General features: G+C 72.9%; 14 protein-coding genes. 11 read left to right on the forward strand and 3 right to left on the reverse strand.

Features of this window, described 5'->3' with window-relative positions:
* Nucleotides 1-21 precede the first annotated feature (21 nt).
* Together ACZ6B1_RS10020 and ACZ6B1_RS10025 are read left to right on the forward strand one after the other, a co-directional pair.
* Entirely contained in the window at nucleotides 22-579 is a 558-nt protein-coding gene (locus ACZ6B1_RS10020) for a hypothetical protein (RefSeq protein ID WP_468776612.1), read from the forward strand.
* Between the two features lie 207 nt (nucleotides 580-786).
* Nucleotides 787-1,179 (forward strand): hypothetical protein, encoded by a 393-nt coding sequence (locus ACZ6B1_RS10025; protein ID WP_468776614.1) that lies wholly within the window; start codon nucleotides 787-789, stop codon nucleotides 1,177-1,179.
* Between the two features lie 91 nt (nucleotides 1,180-1,270).
* Here the strand turns inward: ACZ6B1_RS10025 and ACZ6B1_RS10030 are convergent, their stop codons facing one another.
* Nucleotides 1,271-3,952 (reverse strand): FG-GAP-like repeat-containing protein, encoded by a 2,682-nt coding sequence (locus ACZ6B1_RS10030; protein WP_468776617.1) that lies wholly within the window; start codon nucleotides 3,950-3,952, stop codon nucleotides 1,271-1,273.
* Nucleotides 3,953-4,168: 216 nt separating this feature from the next.
* Between ACZ6B1_RS10030 and ACZ6B1_RS10035 the strand changes: the two genes are divergently transcribed.
* From ACZ6B1_RS10035 to ACZ6B1_RS10055, 5 genes are all read left to right on the forward strand, one after another.
* Complete coding sequence (locus ACZ6B1_RS10035; RefSeq protein WP_468776619.1) at nucleotides 4,169-4,663, forward strand: hypothetical protein; 495 nt, start codon at nucleotides 4,169-4,171, stop codon at nucleotides 4,661-4,663.
* 260 nt (nucleotides 4,664-4,923) lie between these two features.
* Nucleotides 4,924-5,559 carry an RNA polymerase sigma factor gene (locus tag ACZ6B1_RS10040; RefSeq protein ID WP_468776621.1) on the forward strand — a complete coding sequence of 212 codons (636 nt, stop codon included), beginning with the start codon at nucleotides 4,924-4,926 and terminating at the stop codon, nucleotides 5,557-5,559.
* Between the two features lie 129 nt (nucleotides 5,560-5,688).
* Complete coding sequence (locus tag ACZ6B1_RS10045; RefSeq protein ID WP_468776622.1) at nucleotides 5,689-6,462, forward strand: hypothetical protein; 774 nt, start codon at nucleotides 5,689-5,691, stop codon at nucleotides 6,460-6,462.
* A gap of 262 nt (nucleotides 6,463-6,724) precedes the next feature.
* A complete protein-coding gene (locus ACZ6B1_RS10050) occupies nucleotides 6,725-7,387 on the forward strand; it encodes an RNA polymerase sigma factor (protein WP_468776624.1) in 663 nt (220 codons plus the stop codon).
* On the forward strand, nucleotides 7,387-8,514 hold the full coding sequence (locus ACZ6B1_RS10055; protein WP_468776625.1) for a hypothetical protein: 1,128 nt from the start codon (nucleotides 7,387-7,389) through the stop codon (nucleotides 8,512-8,514). Before ACZ6B1_RS10050 ends, ACZ6B1_RS10055 begins: the two co-directional genes overlap by 1 nt.
* A gap of 221 nt (nucleotides 8,515-8,735) precedes the next feature.
* On the opposite strand, the gene ACZ6B1_RS10060 is transcribed toward ACZ6B1_RS10055, so the two are convergent.
* Complete coding sequence (locus ACZ6B1_RS10060; protein ID WP_468776628.1) at nucleotides 8,736-9,611, reverse strand: L,D-transpeptidase family protein; 876 nt, start codon at nucleotides 9,609-9,611, stop codon at nucleotides 8,736-8,738.
* 81 nt (nucleotides 9,612-9,692) lie between these two features.
* Between ACZ6B1_RS10060 and ACZ6B1_RS10065 the strand changes: the two genes are divergently transcribed.
* Together ACZ6B1_RS10065 and leuE are read left to right on the forward strand one after the other, a co-directional pair.
* Nucleotides 9,693-11,273 carry an acyl-CoA mutase large subunit family protein gene (locus ACZ6B1_RS10065; RefSeq protein ID WP_468776630.1) on the forward strand — a complete coding sequence of 527 codons (1,581 nt, stop codon included), beginning with the start codon at nucleotides 9,693-9,695 and terminating at the stop codon, nucleotides 11,271-11,273.
* Nucleotides 11,274-11,341: 68 nt separating this feature from the next.
* The gene (gene leuE / locus ACZ6B1_RS10070; protein ID WP_468776633.1) at nucleotides 11,342-11,992 is read left to right on the forward strand and encodes a leucine efflux protein LeuE; all 651 of its coding nucleotides are present in this window, start codon (nucleotides 11,342-11,344) and stop codon (nucleotides 11,990-11,992) included.
* Between the two features lie 259 nt (nucleotides 11,993-12,251).
* On the opposite strand, the gene ACZ6B1_RS10075 is transcribed toward leuE, so the two are convergent.
* On the reverse strand, nucleotides 12,252-13,424 hold the full coding sequence (locus tag ACZ6B1_RS10075) for an acyltransferase family protein (protein ID WP_468776635.1): 1,173 nt from the start codon (nucleotides 13,422-13,424) through the stop codon (nucleotides 12,252-12,254).
* 264 nt (nucleotides 13,425-13,688) lie between these two features.
* Here ACZ6B1_RS10075 and ACZ6B1_RS10080 point away from each other — a divergent pair, with 264 nt between their 5' ends.
* Nucleotides 13,689-15,146 carry a glycosyltransferase family 29 protein gene (locus ACZ6B1_RS10080; RefSeq protein ID WP_468776637.1) on the forward strand — a complete coding sequence of 486 codons (1,458 nt, stop codon included), beginning with the start codon at nucleotides 13,689-13,691 and terminating at the stop codon, nucleotides 15,144-15,146.
* Nucleotides 15,143-17,458, forward strand: a complete 2,316-nt coding sequence (locus tag ACZ6B1_RS10085) for a glycosyltransferase (protein WP_468776640.1) — start codon at nucleotides 15,143-15,145, stop codon at nucleotides 17,456-17,458. The genes ACZ6B1_RS10080 and ACZ6B1_RS10085 overlap by 4 nt, the downstream gene beginning before the upstream one ends.
* Nucleotides 17,459-17,510 lie beyond the last annotated feature (52 nt).

Here is a 17,510-nt window from a genome sequence, read left to right on the forward strand (position 1 = left end):
GCCCTGGCGAGGGAGGCTTCCATGAGCCTGGTGGAACTGATCGCGCAAGCCGGCGAACGGGGGCTGGCCGTGAGCGGGCTGGCTTGTTTGGACCGGTGCGTGCCCCTGCTGGGCGGTGATGACGAGGTGCTCCGCCCGCTGTGGGCGAGCGTCGCCGAGGGCTCGGACTGGGCCGGCGGCCTGGAGAAGGCGCGCGGCGCGCTCGGCCCGGAGGACTCCGACGAGGACGAGGCCGCGCGGCTCGCCCACCGCATGCTGGACGAGGCCCCGGCCGAGCGCACCCCCGAGGCGGTACGGGCCTGGGCGGACGCCTGCTCGGTCGCCTCCCTGCGCATCCACCGGCTCCTCGACCCCGCCGCCGACGGCACGGACGACACCGGCGCCGTGGAGGCCGGCCGCACCGGTGACGCCGAGGACCTGCCCCCGCTCGTCGCCGCCGAACTGCGCCGCCAGACCGTCGTCCTGGAACTCCTGGCCGAGCACGGCACGAACGGCCTGCGCCGGGCCCTGGACGTGTCGGTGGAGGGCCGCCGGGTGCTGAGCGCCGTGGTGTCCCGCCGGGCCCGCGGCCGCGGCTGAACCGGCCCGCACCGGACGGGCGGGCCCCCGCCCCCGTCGAAACCGCCCGATACCGGACCGGCGGATTCCAAACCTCGCTGCTGGGCGAGTCCTGTGTCCGTCCTGCGGTGACGGTGGGGCGGTCCTGCGCCGGGTCGCGGAAACCGGCCGGATCCGTGTGACGGATGCCCCGCGCGGACCGCTTTTCCCTATGTGACAGCGCACTACGTGACAGCACAGCAGGAGACCCGGCCGCATGCCGCGGCCAAGCCCGCACGCTGGGCCGCGGACACGGTGGCGGCCATGCGCGAGGGCGCGCGGCTCAGGCTCGACTACTCGGTGCAGAGCCTGTGGCGGGTGGACCGGATGATCGACGGCATACGCCGCGAGGGGCCGCCGTACGCGGCGGTCGAGCACGCGTTGCGCGGCTTCGGCGCCTACGCCGGCGAGGTGGTCGTCCGCCGGACCGGCGCCGAGTGGTGGTCGTCCGGCGGCGAGCACTGGATCCGCACGCCCGACGGCCGCCTGTGGGACCCCATCGACGAGGCCCGCCGCGCCTACGCCGGCCACGGCTCCCTGCGCCTGTTGTGCCGGGACGCCGCGAGCGGGCCGGCCGACTGACACCGGCGCGCGGCGTAACGGAGCGGCCCCGGACGCGCACCGGCCGGGACCCGCCGCGTGGCGGAATCCCGGCCGGCGCGCCGCACGGGTGTTACGGCGTCAGCGTCACGCCCAGCCCGGCGCCCGCCGGGGTGCCGAGGATCGTCCTGCTCAGCACGAGCGTCCGGGTGTAGCCGAGGCCCGAGCTGTTGCTCGGCAGGTACATCAGGATGCCGTTGCCGCTGTCCTCGCCCGCCACGCCGAGCGTCGGGTCGGCGCGCCCGTACCCGGACAGGTCGGTCAGGGACACCGACGAGCCGGCCTTGTCACCGCTCTCGGTGTTGCCCGGCACACCCGAGGTGTCCTGCGAGACCGCGACCGCGCCGGAGCCGGTGAGGCCCGAGGCGCCGCCCTTGATGAGGAGCGCCGAGCCCGCCTCGGCCTGGTTGACGCCGTCGCGCGTGACGTCCTCGCCGGGCAGGCCGGTCAGGACGTCCGGGTAGCCGTCGCCGTTGTAGTCGCCGGCCGAGACGGAGGCGCCCATCGCGTCACCGGACTCGTTGCCGCCGGGGACGCCCGTGGTGTCCTGGTGGACGGTGACCATGCCGGTGGTGGTGAAGCCGCCCGAGGAGCCCGGCACCAGGGTGACCTGGCCGCCCGACCTGCCCCCGGACTCGCTCGTGTACGGCTGGCCGATGACGATGTCGTCGTAGCCGTTGCCGTTCACGTCGGCCGCGGCGATCGACCGGCCGCCCTTGACCGAGATGACGCCCGCCTTCGTCAGGCCCGTCGCCGAGCCCGCGAAGCGCACGACACGGCCGATGCCCCCGCCGTCCCGGTAGTTGAGGGCGACGTCGGCGTATCCGTCCCGGTTGAAGTCGCCGGTCGCGGCGTCCAGGTAGGCGACGGAGCCGGTGGCGGTGGTCAGCGAGCCGGAGGTGGTGGCGCCGCCGGTCAGCCGGACGTTCCAGTTGCCGCCCGTGCCGGTACCCGCCGAGAAGACGTCCGCCCTGCCGTCGGCGTTGAAGTCGCCGATCGCGACGGTGGAGCCGAGCTTGGCGCCGGCCGACGTGACGCTGCCCGCCGTGGCGTACGAGAAGCCCGAGTCGAGGCCGGGCCCGTACATCACGGTGACCGCGCCCCGGTCGGCGTGGCCGGTGGTGTCGTCCTCGCCGGGCGCGCCGATCGCGAGGTCGGCGTAGCCGTCACCGTTGACGTCGCCCCAGGCGGTGGCGGCGCCGAAGCCGTCACCGGACTCGGAGGAGCCGGGGACGCCCGGGCTGCTCTGGGTGAGGGTGAGCTTCTTCGCGGAGACCGGACCGTCCACCCCGCCCGGCACCACCGTCACCGAGTTCGCCTTCGGGGTGCCGGCCACCAGGTCGGCCAGACCGTCCCGGTCGCGGTCGGAGGTCGGCAGCGCGTGCGAGATGCCCGGGGTCTTCGCCAGCGCGGCGATCAGGGACAGCTTGCTGTACAGGTTGTCGCCGGGGCAGGCGGTGCCGTTGGTGTCACGGTGCCCGAAGACCCGCGGCAGGGTGATGTCCTGGCCCTTGTCGATCAGGTTGCCGTCCTGGCCCTTGGGGCTGCCGGAGGTCAGCGTGACCTTGCCGGTCGGGTCGATGCCGTACATCCCGAACTTCCACGCCACGATCCGGGCGATCGAGTCGAGCGCGGCCCGGGACGGCTTCGCCGACATGTAGTTGCCGATGTAGGAGATGCCGACCGTGTTCGTGTTGAACCCGATGTCGTGCGCACCCACCACCGGCAGGTCCATGCCGCCGCTGCGGCCTTCGAAGATCTGGCCGCAGCGGTCGACGACGAAGTTGTAGCCGATGTCGAAGTAGCCGCGGGAGAAGTGCTCCTGCTGGATCGTGCGCATCCGGGCCCGCGAGTCGGCGCAGGACACCGTGTTGTCGCTGTCGACACCGGTGTGGTGGATGACGGCGGCCTTGATCTCCGTGCCGAAGCTCGGCGTGCCGTCGTAGTCCGTGGAGGCGCCCCACTCGGCCTGCGTGACGACCGGCGGCTTGACGACCGTGGAGGTCCGCGGCTCCGGGACGGTGCTCGACGGGGACGGGGAGACCGAGTCGGACACCGACGGCGAGGCGGACGCGCCGGTGGAGTCGGACACCGAGGGAGACGGGGACGACGTGTCCGGGGCCGACGCGGAGTCACTGGGCGCCGGTGAGTCCGTGGGTGACGACGGGTCGGACGGCGCCGGTGACGTGGTGTCCGCGGCGAACGCGGCCGGCTGCGGGCTGCCCGCCGGGTCCGTGCCCGGGTCGAGCAGCTTGACGTCCATCCCGGCCGGGAGCCCGGACGTCGTGGTGCCGTCGGCGTCGACCACCCGGACCGCGACGCCGTCCGCGTCGCCCGTCCACATGGACCCCGTGCCGCCGCGCGCCTCGGCCCGCGCGCCCTCGGCGCCGTCGGCGGAGAACGGGTCGTCGGGCAGCCTCGCCCAGTCCGACCACTTCCCGGTCTCCCGCGAGCGGTAGCGGAGCTCCGGTGTGCCCTTGAGCCCGGCCCACTCGTTGTCCCAGGTGAGCAGCGCGGCGCTGAACCGCTCGGTGTCCCGCTTGCCCAGCCCGCGGCGGCCCCCGCCCTGGTCCGCCAGCTTCACTGTGTGCACGGAGGCCCTGCGGCCCGCACCCTTGCCGTCGTTGTGCGCACCCGGGTCCGCGACCGCGTAGGTGACGGCCCCGGCACCGCCCAGTACCACGGCGCCGAGCGTCAGCCACGCCCGCCGCTTGAGACTGAGCGGTCTGTACGCATGGGTCCTGCGAGGACTCAACTGCCCCACCCCTAGAGAATGAACACGGTGACATCACCTGCCACACAGGTGACACCTGTTCAGCGCCCGTACGCCACCGAACGTCACCCGCCCCCGGCCGTCGGGTCCGGCCCCGGCCACCGAACGGCCGCTCGCGATACGGTCGGCCCTGGACGGCCGCCCGGGCACCCGGCGACATCAGGGCCGGGCATCGACGTGCGGATCGGGCGGTCGGCAGTGGGACACATACGCGTACTCGCCGCGGGGCTCGCGGTCTTCGCCTCGCTCGCCCCGCTCACCTCGTGCGCCTCGCCGGACGACGGCGCGGACGAACAGGGCCGGTGTTCCGTACGGTCCGACCCGGCGCCGATCGAGAAGCGCTTCCCCGTCTTCGGGACGCCGGAGCGGGTGCGCTGGTGTGGTGTGGTGCTGAACGCCGGCGACGGACGCGTGCCCGGGCCTACGGACGTGCGGCTCGTCGGTGTCGTCGAACTCGCGCCCGCGGCCTTCCGCGGGATCGTCGAGGACCTGGGGGCGAACCCGGTCGCGCAGGCTCCGCAGGGGCTGCCCGACGAGATCGTGAACCTCCTTCCCGGTGACGCCCGATGGCGGCGCAGCGACCGGCTGGACCGGTCCGTCACCCAGGGGCGCTACACCGGTTCGTTCCACGTCGACACGGCACACCGCGCGGTGCTCGTGTACTGCGTCGATCCCGTCCCGCCGACGCACTGACCCCCTCCGCGAGCCGGGCGCGACGCGCGAGCGGCCGGGTGTGGAACCCGCTCGGCAAGGTCGTCAACCGCTTCTAGGCAGGCGGCCCCGAGGAGCCCCTGCAGACCTTCTGCCTGACCCTGCGCGGCCGGGTGCGCGGGGTGGCCGCCTGACGGGCTTTCAGTGAAGGCGCCGTGAGGCTGTGACAAATCCGTGAGCTGCGGCGCTGATGACCTTGGGGCTCGGGGACGGCCCGTGCCCGGTACGGACGAGGACGGTTCTTGGGCCAGCGAGGCGAACCCCGCCGCGTACAGGCGTACGACGGGGAACTGGGCGCTGCCGTCGCGCGGGCCCAGGACGGGGACGAGGCGGCGTTCGCGGCGGCGTACCGGATGGTGCAACCGGGCTTGCTGGGCTACCTGCGCGGTCTGGTCGGCGAGGACGCGGAGGACGTGGCCTCCGACGCCTGGCTGGAGATCGCCCGCGACCTCGGACGGTTCAAGGGCGACGGCGCCGGGTTCCGCGGCTGGACCGCGACCATCGCCCGCCACCGGGCACTGGACCACCTGCGCAGACAGCGGGTACGGCCCCGGGCGGCGGCGGTGCCCGAACAGGACGTCCTGGAACTGCCCGGACCGCACAGCACGCACGACCAGGCGCTGGAGTCCATCTCCACCCAGCGGGCCCTCGAACTGGTCCGCGCCCTGCCCCGCGACCAGGCCGAGGCCGTCCTGCTCCGGGTGGTCGTCGGCCTCGACGGCCCCTCCGTGGCGCGGGTCCTCGGCAAGCGCCCCGGAGCGGTCCGCACCGCCGCGTACCGCGGGCTCAAACGGCTCGCCCGTCAGCTCGGCGGGCCGGGCGCGGCGGACGAGGGTGTGACGGATGGCGGCCCCCGGACGCTGGGGGAGTCGAAATGAACGGCGACGGCCTGCGGCCGTACAGGTAAGGCAGAAGCGGCATCAGCAGCGGAATCAGCAGACGCAGTGGCACGAGGCTCCCCGGGCGATCCGGCGATCCGGCGGGCCGGACCAGGGACGGGAACAGGGATGGGTGAACGGCTGAGCGGCGAGGGGCTGCCCGCCCGCCGGCGCGGGCACCCCGGCGGTACCGTCCTGGGCTCGGCGCCGGCCGGTCCGGACAACGGGTTCGAGGCCCGCATCGCCGCCGCGCTCCGCGGGGACGGCATGGACGGCGTCGACCCCGAGGCCGAGCGGCGCGCCGTGGCCGCCTTCCGCACCGCCCGGGACTCCGGGCAGCGGCCGGCGCGGACCCGCCGCCGGGACGACTGGCGGCCGGGGCGGCCGCGCCGCGCGAGGCTCTCGGTGCGGACCACGCTCTCCGTGTTCCTCGCGAGCCTCACGCTGGGCGGCGTCGCCTTCGCGGCGATGGGTTCCCCCGGCCTCTCCGGGCACGACGACGGCGGCACCGGCCCGCGCCGCAGGCCGCCGGCGAGCACCGCACCACGGCAGCAGGCCGCCGGGCAGGCCGGCACCGCGTCCGCGGTCCCGTCGGCTCGTCCGCACCACCCCGCCACCGCCCAGGACCTGCGCGCGCACTGCCGCGCCTACGAGCAGGTGCGGGGCCGGGGCAAGGCGCTGGACTCGACGGCCCGGCAACGGCTCGTCCTCGCCGCGGGCGGTGAGGACGACGTCGCCGGTTACTGCGCGGCGCTGACCGCGCGCCCCGGGCGGGCGGCGTCACCCGCGCAGCCGAGCCACCCTGACAACGGCACGGGCGACGGCTCGGACGACAAGGGGCGCAACAGGGGCAGTTCGGACCAGAAGGCGGCCGGCCTCAAGAAGGCCGACGAGAAGAAGTGACGCCCGCCCGGGCGGAAGCCCGGGGCCAGGGCAACGGCCGGGGCCGCCACCCCCCACAGGAGAGGCCCCGGCCGTCGCGCTTCACGGGCCGCGCGGCGGCCCGTACCTTCTTCAGCGCCAAGAGTGCGGTTTCTGTCACACCCCGTCGCGCCCCGACGTGTCACGAGTTAGTTGCATCTTCTACAGACATGGACGTGGGCGGGTTTCTCGCCGTAACGTGCCTTTCGCGCCGGACCGAAGACATGGGCGTAAAGGGAGTGCGGTGCTGGGGGACGACGCGGAGCTGACCGCCGCGGTACGTGCGGCACAGGACGGGGACGAGACCGCGTTCCGGACGGTGTACCGCGCGGTGCAGCCGAGACTGCTGGGTTACGTACGCACGCTGGTCGGCGATCCGGACGCGGAGGACGTCGCGTCCGAGGCATGGCTCCAGATCGCCCGGGACCTCGACCGGTTCAGCGGCGACGCCGACCGCTTCCGCGGCTGGGCCGCCCGGATCGCCCGCAACCGCGCGCTGGATCACATACGGATGCGCGGCCGCCGCCCCGCCATCGGCGGCGACGAAACGGAACTGGCCGGCAGGGCCGCCGACTCCGACACGGCCGGTGAGGCCATCGAGGCCCTGGCCACCGACGGCACCCTCTCGCTCATCGCGCGGCTCCCGCAGGACCAGGCCGAAGCGGTCGTGCTGCGGGTGGTGATGGGCCTCGACGCCAAGTCCGCGGCCGAGACGCTCGGCAAACGCGCGGGCGCCGTGCGCACCGCCGCGCACCGGGGGCTGAAACGGCTCGCGGAGCTGCTCGGCGGCGATCCGGAATCGGCGGGAGTGCTCGACGCGCTGCCCCCCCAGCGAGAACCGCGTGGCCGCGCGGTGACGTCCGCCACTGTGACGCATACGCGTCCGCGGACGCAGAAGGACATGTGATGGCCGACGAGCGCTGTGTTTCTCCGGGGGAAGACCCCCGGGCCCCTGGCGAGTGGCTCACCAGGGAAACGGCGGAACGTCTGCTGCGCGGCGAGTCACCGGCATCCCTCGACCCCGCGGTCCGTGACCAGGCCGAACGGCTCGCCGAAGCGCTGAGCGCGCTCTCCGTCCCGGCGGCCGACGCCAGTGGTGAACTGCGGGGCGAGGAGGCCGCGCTGGCCGCGTTCCGCAAGACCCGCGAGGCGGCCGAAGCCGAGCGTACCGCCGCCGCCTTCGGCGACGGTGCCCCCGGCAGGGGAGCCGCGTCCCTCGCGGCCGGCACCGGCGTGGGCCTGGTCCGCATCGGTGCCCCGGCCCGTTCCGGAAGGCGCTCGCGCCGCCCGCGCTGGGCCCGGCCGGTCCGCCTGACGCTCGCCGCGGCCATGGCCGCCGGCACGCTCGGCGGGGTCGCCATGGCCGCCGGCAGCGGTGTGCTGCCCATCCCGTTCCACGAGGACCGCCCGGCTCCCGCCGCCTCCGTCTCCGCGGGCGAGACGCACGGACGGCCGCGCGTCTCACCCTCCGCGCAGGTCCCGCAGAGCCCCGGCAACGGCACCGGCACCCCCGGCGGCGGCCCGGGCGCGTCAGCCGGCGGTGCCCCCTCGGGCGGGGCCACCACCGGCACCGACAAGGGCGGCACGCCCGGCCCCGGGGCGTCCGGCGGGACCGCCGGAAGCTGGTGGCGGGACGCCACCGCGGCCTGCCGTGACATCCGGGACGGCAAGGATTTGGGCAACAGCCGCAAGCGGGCCCTGGAGGGCCTGGCGGGCGGTGCCGCGCGGGTCGGCAAGTACTGCGACGCCGTCCTGACGGGCCGGCCCCCCACCGGCGGCGACGACAACGCCGGCGACGAATCGGGCGACGACTCGGGCAAGGGCGAGAAGGGCGGCAAGGGCAAGGGCGGCAAGGGCAAGGGTGACGAGAACGGCCAGGGCGGCGACGAGGACGGCCGAGGGCGCGGTCATCACGGCCGCCGGCACCGGGGCGCGGCGGCGTCCCCCTTCCCGTCAGACCGCACACACCTGGCCCCCGGCCGGCGCAGCGCCGCTCCGGTTCCCTCGCCGAGCCCCACGTACTCCGCCCTCTGACCGCTCGCCCTCGGCTGCATTCACGACTGTGACCTGCGGATTTATCGAGCGCGAAATTTTTTCGCGAGAGGTGTGACGTTTCTGGCCCTCCCGACGCAGTAATGAGTGAGCCGACTGGTCATCGGCCGTCGCACTGAGCCGGGGTTCCCCCCGTACCTACGGCTCGTGCATATGGCGCGGGCGGGACACGTTCCCCCGGTCCCGCCCGCGCCCCGAATCCCTCACCAGTGGACGACGACCTTGTCGCCCACCCGCACCTGAGCGAACAGCGCGGCGATCGCCGCCTCGTCCCGTACGTTGACGCATCCGTGCGAGCCGCCCGCGTAGCCCCGGGCCGCGAAGTCGTACGAGTAGTGCACCGCCTGGCCGCCGCTGAAGAACAGCGCGTACGGCATGGGGGAGTCATAGAGCGTCGACACATGGTGCCGTGACTTCCAGTAGACGTGGAACACGCCCTCGCGGGTCGGCGTGTACTGGCTGCCGAAGCGGACCGACATCGTCTCGAGCGTGCGCCCGTCGACCATCCAGCGCAGGGTCCGGCTGGTCTTGCTGACGCACAGCACCCGCCCGGTCAGACAGCGCGGGTCGGGCGCGTCGGCCGGCTGACCGCCCATCAGGTACAGCTCCCACTTGCCGGGCCGGTGGGTCATGCCCAGCAGCCGCCGCCAGGTGACGGTGTCCAGCTCGCCGGTCCGCGGCAGCCCGCGCTTGCCCTGGAAGCCGCTGACGGCCCGCTCGGTCAGATCGTCGTACGTCCCGGTCGGCCCGTCGAGCAGCCAGTCGGCCTGGCGCAGCCGTGCCTGCAGTTCACGCACGCCCGTACCGCTGTCGCCGCGCGACCACAGCACCCGGGGCGCGGGCCGGGCGGGTCTGGCGGCGGGGGTCGGGGCGGCCCGCCCGCCGGACCCCACCGTCCCGCCGGACTCGGCCGACCGGGTGGCGGTGGGAGCGTGGCTGGACGGCAGCTCGATGCGCACCGGCAGGTGGTGCTTGCCGTCGGCGTCGGCGTGCTGCACGGTGCAGCCGCTGAGCGCGGCGAGTGCGGCGGCCGAGACGAGTGCGGCGAGTACGGCGGCAGATCTCCCCGGGATCCTCATGCCGGAGATGCTTCCCCGCGTGACCGCCGCCGAACTACGGGGCATGGTGAGGTGGTGTCGGAACGTACTGCGGAGGCATCCATGGCACGTGAGTCGGAGTCGGGGCTGCCGATCGAGCCGGTCTACGGACCCGGCGACCTGACCGGCTGGGACCCCGCCGGAAAGCTCGGTGAGCCGGGCGGATACCCCTACACGCGCGGGGTGTACCCGACGATGTACACCGGCCGCCCCTGGACCATGCGCCAGTACGCGGGCTTCGGCACGGCGGCGGAGTCCAACACCCGCTACCGGCAGCTCATCGCCCACGGCACCACCGGCCTCTCCGTCGCCTTCGACCTGCCCACCCAGATGGGCCACGACTCCGACGCCCCCCTCGCGCACGGCGAGGTCGGAAAGGTCGGCGTGGCCATCGACTCGATCGAGGACATGCGGGAGCTGTTCGACGGCATCCCGCTGGACCAGGTCTCCACGTCGATGACGATCAACGCCCCGGCGGCCCTGCTGCTGCTCCTCTACCAACTGGTGGCGGAGGAGCAGGGCGTACCGGCGGACCGGCTGACCGGCACCATCCAGAACGACGTCCTGAAGGAGTACATCGCCCGCGGGACGTACATCTTCCCGCCGAAGCCCTCGCTGCGCCTGACGGCGGACATCTTCAAGTACTGCGGTGCCGAGATTCCCAGGTGGAACACCATCTCCATCTCCGGCTACCACATGGCCGAGGCGGGTGCCTCGCCCGCGCAGGAGATCGCCTTCACCCTCGCCGACGGCATCGAGTACGTCCGCACGGCCGTCGCGGCGGGCATGGACGTGGACGACTTCGCGCCCCGGCTCTCCTTCTTCTTCGTGGCCCGCACGACGCTGCTGGAGGAGGTCGCCAAGTTCCGCGCGGCGCGCCGGATCTGGGCGCGGGTGATGAGGGAGGAGTTCGGCGCGCGCAACCCCAAGTCCCTGATGCTGCGCTTCCACACCCAGACGGCGGGCGTCCAGCTGACCGCCCAGCAGCCGGAGGTGAACCTGGTCCGGGTCGCGGTGCAGGCCCTCGGGGCGGTCCTCGGCGGCACCCAGTCCCTGCACACCAACTCCTTCGACGAGGCGATCGCCCTGCCGACGGACAAGAGCGCCCGCCTGGCCCTGCGCACCCAGCAGGTGCTGGCGCACGAGACGGACGTGACGGCGACGGTCGACCCCTTCGCCGGCTCCTACGCGGTGGAGCGGCTGACCGACGACGTGGAGGCCGCCGCGCTGGACCTGATGCGCAGGGTCGAGGACCTGGGCGGCGCGGAGGCGGCGATCGAGCAGGGCTTCCAGAAGGCCGAGATCGAGCGGAACGCGTACCGCATCGCCCAGGAGACCGATTCCGGTGAGCGCGTGGTGGTCGGCGTCAACCGCTTCCGGCTCGACGAGGAGGAGCCCTACGAGCCGCTGCGCGTGGATCCGGCGATCGAGGCCCGGCAGGCGGAGCGGCTGGCCCGGCTGCGGGCCGGGCGGGACGGGGGCGCGGTGGACGCGGCGCTGACCGCGTTGAAGAAGGCGGCGGCGGGCGAGGACAACGTGCTGTACCCGATGCGGGAGGCGCTGCGGGCGCGGGCGACGGTGGGCGAGGTGTGCGGCGCCCTCCGGTCGGTCTGGGGCAGCCACGTGCCCTCGGACGCCTTCTGAGCCCGGGCACGTCCTGCCCTCCGAAATCCCCGGCCGGACTGTCGTACCCCCGTGCGACACTCCTTGCCATGTTCGGCGTCATCGATCTCCCCACCTATCTGGCAGGGCTCGTCCTCATCGTGCTGCTGCCCGGTCCCAACTCGCTCTACGTCCTCTCCGTCGCCGCCCGGCGCGGCGTCCGGTCCGGCTATACCGCCGCCGCCGGCGTGTGGTGCGGGGACACCGTGCTGATGACGCTGTCCGCCGCCGGGGTCGCCTCGCTGCTGCAGGCCAACGCCGTGCTGTTCGGCATCGTCAAGTACGCCGGCGCAGGCTATCTGACCTGGCTGGCGATCGGGATGATGCGGGCCGCGTGGCAGATGTGGCGGACCCGGCGGGAGAAGGCCGTCGAGGAGACCGCCGAGGTCGTGGCGGCCGAGGAGCGGCCGTTCCGCCGCGCCCTCGTCGTCAGCCTCTTCAACCCCAAGGCGATCCTGTTCTTCGTCGCCTTCTTCGTGCAGTTCGTGGACCCGGGCTACGCCTACCCGGCCCTCTCCTTCGTCGTCCTCGGCGCCTTCGCGCAGGCGGCCAGCTTCCTGTACCTGAGCGCGCTGATATTCGGCGGCACCCGGCTCGCCGCCGCCTTCCGCCGCCGCAAGCGGCTGTCGGCCACGGCCACCTCGGCGGCGGGCGCCCTGTTCCTCGGCTTCGCGGTCAAGCTGTCGCTGGCCAGCGCGTAGGACGCGGGCCCGCCGGGCCGCCCGGACGTCCGGGCGGCCCGGCGGGCACCGGGGCGGTGGGGCGGTCGCGTCGTTTCCTGAGTGGTGGCCAGGGGGCGGATGCACACCCTCGATAGGCAGTCTGTGAGATCCCTGCGAAAGCCTGTGGGGGGCGGCAAGGCATCACGGTGTCTGCCCGGAGGGGCGGTGCGGAAGCCAAGGAAAGGGGAACGGATTACCAACGTCCGGATCTTCCGCCGGGCCGGCCGTTTCGCTTTCTTTATTTCGGCAGGGTGAACGACGCCGGAATTCCAGGTGTACGGGATTTCTTCAGCGCCCTCTTCAGACGCGGGCCGAATGGTTTCTCCACGAACCGGTGCATCAGCCACGCAAGCAGCAGCATGCCCAGCACGGTCACCGCGAGCGTCGCATACGCGGGCAGCCCGAGGCCCCGGCGCAGCACCCGGATGACGAACCAGCCCAGGTGCTCGTGGACCAGGTAGAACGGGTAGGTCAGCGCGCCGGCCGTGGCCAGCCAGGGCCAGTTCGCGCGCCGCGTCCAGCCCAGCGCCACGGCCGCCACGGCGGCGAAGGCGAGGGTGACGATCAGCAGGATCACGAACGGGCCGCGGACGAAGTCGCCGTGCGCCCCCGGGTGCCACAGCCCGCTCGTCGCGGTGCTCTGCCCGAGCAGCCAGGAGACGGCCACGATGCCCCACAGCAGCAGGTCGCTGCCGAAGCGGTGGATCAGATAGAGGGCGAGACCGCCGATGAAGAAGGGCGCGTACTCCGGCATGACGAGCTGGTCCGTCAGCGCGTTGCCGCTGGTGCGGCACACCACCGCCGCCAGCGTCCACACGGAGGCGAAGAGCACCACCCGGCGGTAGGTGACCCCGCGCACGACGACGAACAGGGCGAACAGCGCGTAGAAGCGCACCTCGACCCAGAGCGTCCAGCACACGCCCAGCACCCGCGGCGCGCCCATGGGCTGCTGCAGCATCGTCAGGTTGACCAGGAACTGGTCCGGCCGGACCGCGTGCACCACGGCCGGCAGCACCAGGGCGGCGCCGGTGACCAGCACCAGGGCCACCCAGTATGCGGGGTAGAGGCGGGCCACCCGGGACCGGAAGAAGTCGCCGAGGCTGCGGCCCCAGCTGCTCATGCAGATGACGAAACCGCTGATGACGAAGAAGAACTGGACGCCCAGACAGCCGTACGTCGCCACCTGGGACAGGGTCGGGAAGACGCGTGACGGGCTCTGGTGCCAGGACTCCGAGACCGTGCCGCCGCGTCCGGCGTAGTGGTAGAGGCAGACCATCAGCGCGGCCACGAGCCGCAGACCGTCGAGGGCGTGCAGCCGGCCCCGCCGTCCGGTGCGGGCGGCGGGGGCCGAGCCCGCCTCGGGCACCGGGGGAGCGGGAACGGCGGCGAGGGGAGGCGAAGAAGCAGGCATGGTGCCCCAGAACCTAGTCGATAAACCGCTGATAATCCCGATCCCTTTTGTGAAAGTCCCTGGTACGGAGACACCGGATCACTGTCACCTGGGCGAATCACGGAAACGACTTGGTTGACAGCCCAACCATTCGCCGTGCCGTCCGAATTCGTTAACCCGGACGTCGTTTTGGCTTCCTAGTTTCTCCATCAACCCCCACGTTTCGGCAAACCCATGGCATGCCGCCGTATACACAGTCTTTGCTTGGCACACATCAGGAGAGCTATGACGAGGGTCCAGAACCGGCGGACGCCCGCTCGTGGACGGGGTCTGGAGGACTGCCTGCACGCCTGTGCCGTTCACAGCGGCAAACTCGTGGGCAGCCTCGACCGCCGGCGCACGGAACTGGCCGAGCAGCTGCGCAGGCTGCTCGTGGTGGCCAGCACCACCGGCACCACCACCCCCGCGCCCGCCCCGGCCGGCGGCGCGACCGCGCTGCTCAAGCGGGCCGTCAAGGGCGCCACCGCGCCCGCCGGCGGCCTGACCGACGACCTGCTGGACGCTCTGCTGGCCGTCGCGGGCAAGGCCCTGGAATGCGGTTACGACGACGAGCTGCGCCTCGCCCTGCGGATCAGCGACACCGTGCTCGACCGGCGCCGCAACTCCCGGGCCGGCTGGCGGCTGCGCGCCCGCGTCCTGGAGGCGTTCGGCGAGGAGCGCGAGGCCGTCGAGGCGTACGAGCGCTATCTGGAGCTGACCGAGGAGGACGGCTTCGGCGTGGCCGCCCGGATCACCGGGCTGCGCCGGGCAGCCGAGCGCGAGCGCGAGCTGCTCACCCTGCTGGAGAGGCAGTGCCCGCGCGCCGCCGGCTTCGCCGACGGGCCCGCCACCGACGTCTGGGCCGAGGGCCTCGCGCTGCACGCCGGCGGCGACTGGGAGGCGGCCGAACCCCGCCTGGTGGGCGCTCTGCTGGCGCTCGCCGCCGAGCGGGCCCCGGTCGCCGACCGGCAGGAACTGCTCGGCCAGTACCTCGAACTGCGCACCGGCATCCCCGGCGGCGACCTCACCGAGGCCGTCGCCCTCTACGCCGAACAGCGCCGGGTCCGTATGCGCGGCCCGGTCGCCGACCCCACCGTCGGCGGAGTGAACTGGATCGGCCTCGGTGAGTTCCGCAACCTGATCGCCGGCAGGTCCGTGTGCCTGATCGCCAACTCCGGCCGCGTGGGCGAGAGCGGCCTGGGCGACCGGATCGACGACTACGACCTCGTCGTGCGCTTCAACTCCTACCGGATCGACCCGAAGCACACCGGCGGCCGCACCGACATCCACGCCACCATCCACAAGCACGGCTTCAACTGGGACAAGCCGGTGACCACCCGGCTCGTCTTCGGCGGGGTCTCCGGCGACTGGAAGCACTCGCTGCGCAACCGCCTGGTGCCCGGCGCCCAGCGGTACCTCGGCGACGAGTCGCTCAGGTGGCCCGTACGCAACATCGGCCGGCTCGGCAACGACGTCTGGTCCGGCATCCCCACCACCGGCTTCAACATGCTGTGGCTGCTGGACTTCCTGGACGTCAGCCCCACCCTCGACCTGATCGGCTTCGACTTCTACGAGAGCGGCGCCTACCGCGTGCCGGGGGCCATGAAGCTCGCGATCACGTCCGTGCACGAATACACCAGCGAGAAGGCATGGGTCATGGAGCGGGCCCAGAGCGTGACCGACATGAGGATATCCCTGCGATGACCACCGCCACCCCGGTAACACCGGAGACCTCCGCACACGCGCTGACCGGCAGGCGGCGCATCGCCTTCGCGAGCTTCGTCGACGAAAACTACCTGCCCGGCTTTCTCGTCCTGCTGCGCAGCCTCGCCCTGTCCAACCCGGGCGTCTGCGAGGACTTCGTCGTCCTCCACGACGACCTCAAGCCCTCCTCCGTCGCCCGCATCCGCGCCCTGCACCCGAGGATCGTGCTGCGCCGCGTCGACGCCGCCCACTACGACTCCTACGTCAAGGGCGACCAGGACAACTACCTCGTCCGCAAGGCGTACTTCATCCTCGACGTCTTCCGGCTGCGCGACTACGACACGGTCATCACCCTGGACACCGACATGGTCGTCCTCGGCGATCTGGGCGAACTGCTCGCCCTGCGCGAGGGACTCGCGGCCGTCCCGCAGTTCTTCTACGGGCAGCACAAGCTCAACTCCGGGCTGCTGGTCATCCAGCGCGAGTACCTCTCCGACGCGTTCTGCGCGCGGCTCGACGCGGTCGGGCGCGGTGGCGGCTACGAACTCGACAAGCACGACCAGGGCATCCTCAACGCCGTCCTCGACGGTGACTTCGTCCGCCTGGACACCCGCTACAACTTCGTCAAGCGGCGCCTCTCGGGTGACCTGCCGGTCCCGGACGACACCGCGATCCTGCACTTCACCGGCCGGCACAAACCCTGGCAGGGCGGCGAGGCCGGATACCAGCAGGCCGAGGAGCGCTGGCGGGAGTTCGAGCTGTCCGACGCCGACTTCCACGCGGCCTACCTGGGCAGCGGCGGCACCCTCCACCACGACCTGCTGGTGCACTACGGCACCCCGCACGTGCGGCGCACCGGGGACGTGGAGGCCGCCCGCAAGGTCGCCGCCGCGCACATCGGGGCCGGCGAGTACCAGGACGCCGTCGACATCATGAGCAGTGTGCGCATCCCGCTGGACGAGGCCTGGCCGCACGAGGTGTTCGGGCACGCCCTGATGAGCGTCTCCCGCCACGCGGAGGCGAAGACCCAGCTCCTGCTGGCGACCGCCGCCCCCAACCGGGCCGCCACCGCCTACGCCCGCCTCGCCCAGATGGCCTGGGTGCAGGGCGACAACGCCCAGGCGCTCACGTACGCCACCGCCGGCCTGACCGTCGACCCCACCCACCGCTCCAGCCGGCTGTGGGCCCAGCGCGCCGCCGCCGTCCCGGCCCAGGAACAGGGCGCCGCCGAGGACCAGCTCGCCCATGTCGCCTTCTACATGGACCGGCAGGGCAACGCGGGCGACAAACTGCTGCCCGAGACCGTACGGCTCGCGTTCGGCCCCGACACCACCTCCCGCCGCTGGACTTCCGTCCACGCCCACCGGCTGTTCGACAAGGCCGCCCTGGACCGGGTCAACGCCCGGCGCGGCCTGGTCATCGGCGGCGGCGGACTGTTCATCCCCGACACCATGCCCAACGGCAACAGCGCCTGGCAGTGGAACGTCCCGGACGAGCACCTGCGCGCCGTCGACGTGCCGATCATGGTGTTCGCGGTCGGCTTCAACGCCTTCGACGGGCAGTCGTACCGCGCCCGGCGGTTCAACGAGAGCCTGCGGCTGCTGGTGGAGAAGTCCGCCTTCTTCGGGCTGCGCAACCACGGCTCCATCGCCAGGGTCCGTTCCCTGCTCCCGCCCGAGCTGCACGACCGGGTCGTCTTCCAGCCCTGCCCGACCACGGTCATGCGCCAGTTGGTGGCCGGCTGGTCCGACCCGGCGTACCGCGAGGACACCGTCCTGCTGAACGCCGCCTACGATCGCGCCGGCCTGCGCTTCGGGCACGACTACGGACACTTCCTCGCCGAGATGGCGAAGGCCGTGCGCGCGATCGGCGCGCACACCGAGGTCCGCTGCGTCGCCCACTCGCTGGACGACGAGCGCATCGCCTTCGACCTGCGCCGTGAACACGGGATCTCGCTGCCGGTGATCCCGATGTACGACTTCGACAACGACGCCATCCGCGAGACGTACGCGAGGACGAAGCTGGTCATCGGCATGCGCGGGCACGCCGGGATGATCCCCTTCGGGGTCGGCACGCCCATCGTCAGTCTGATCTCGCACCCGAAGATGGCGTACTTCCTCAGCGACATCGAGCGCCCCGAGTGGGGTGTCTCGGTGCACGAGCGCAACCTGGGCGAAGTGCTCACCGAGCGCGCGCTCGACATCCTGGACCACCACGACCGGACCGTCGCCGACGTGCACGACCGGCAGGAACTGCTCTGGAAGGTCACGCAGGAGAACACGGCCCGGATCCGCACCGTCCTCGGCCGCTGAACGCCGCGAGGGGCGGGCCCGGAAAGGGGCCCGCCCTGGCGAGGAAGGGGGA

The organism is Streptomyces sp. NPDC041129 (assembly GCF_055592265.1).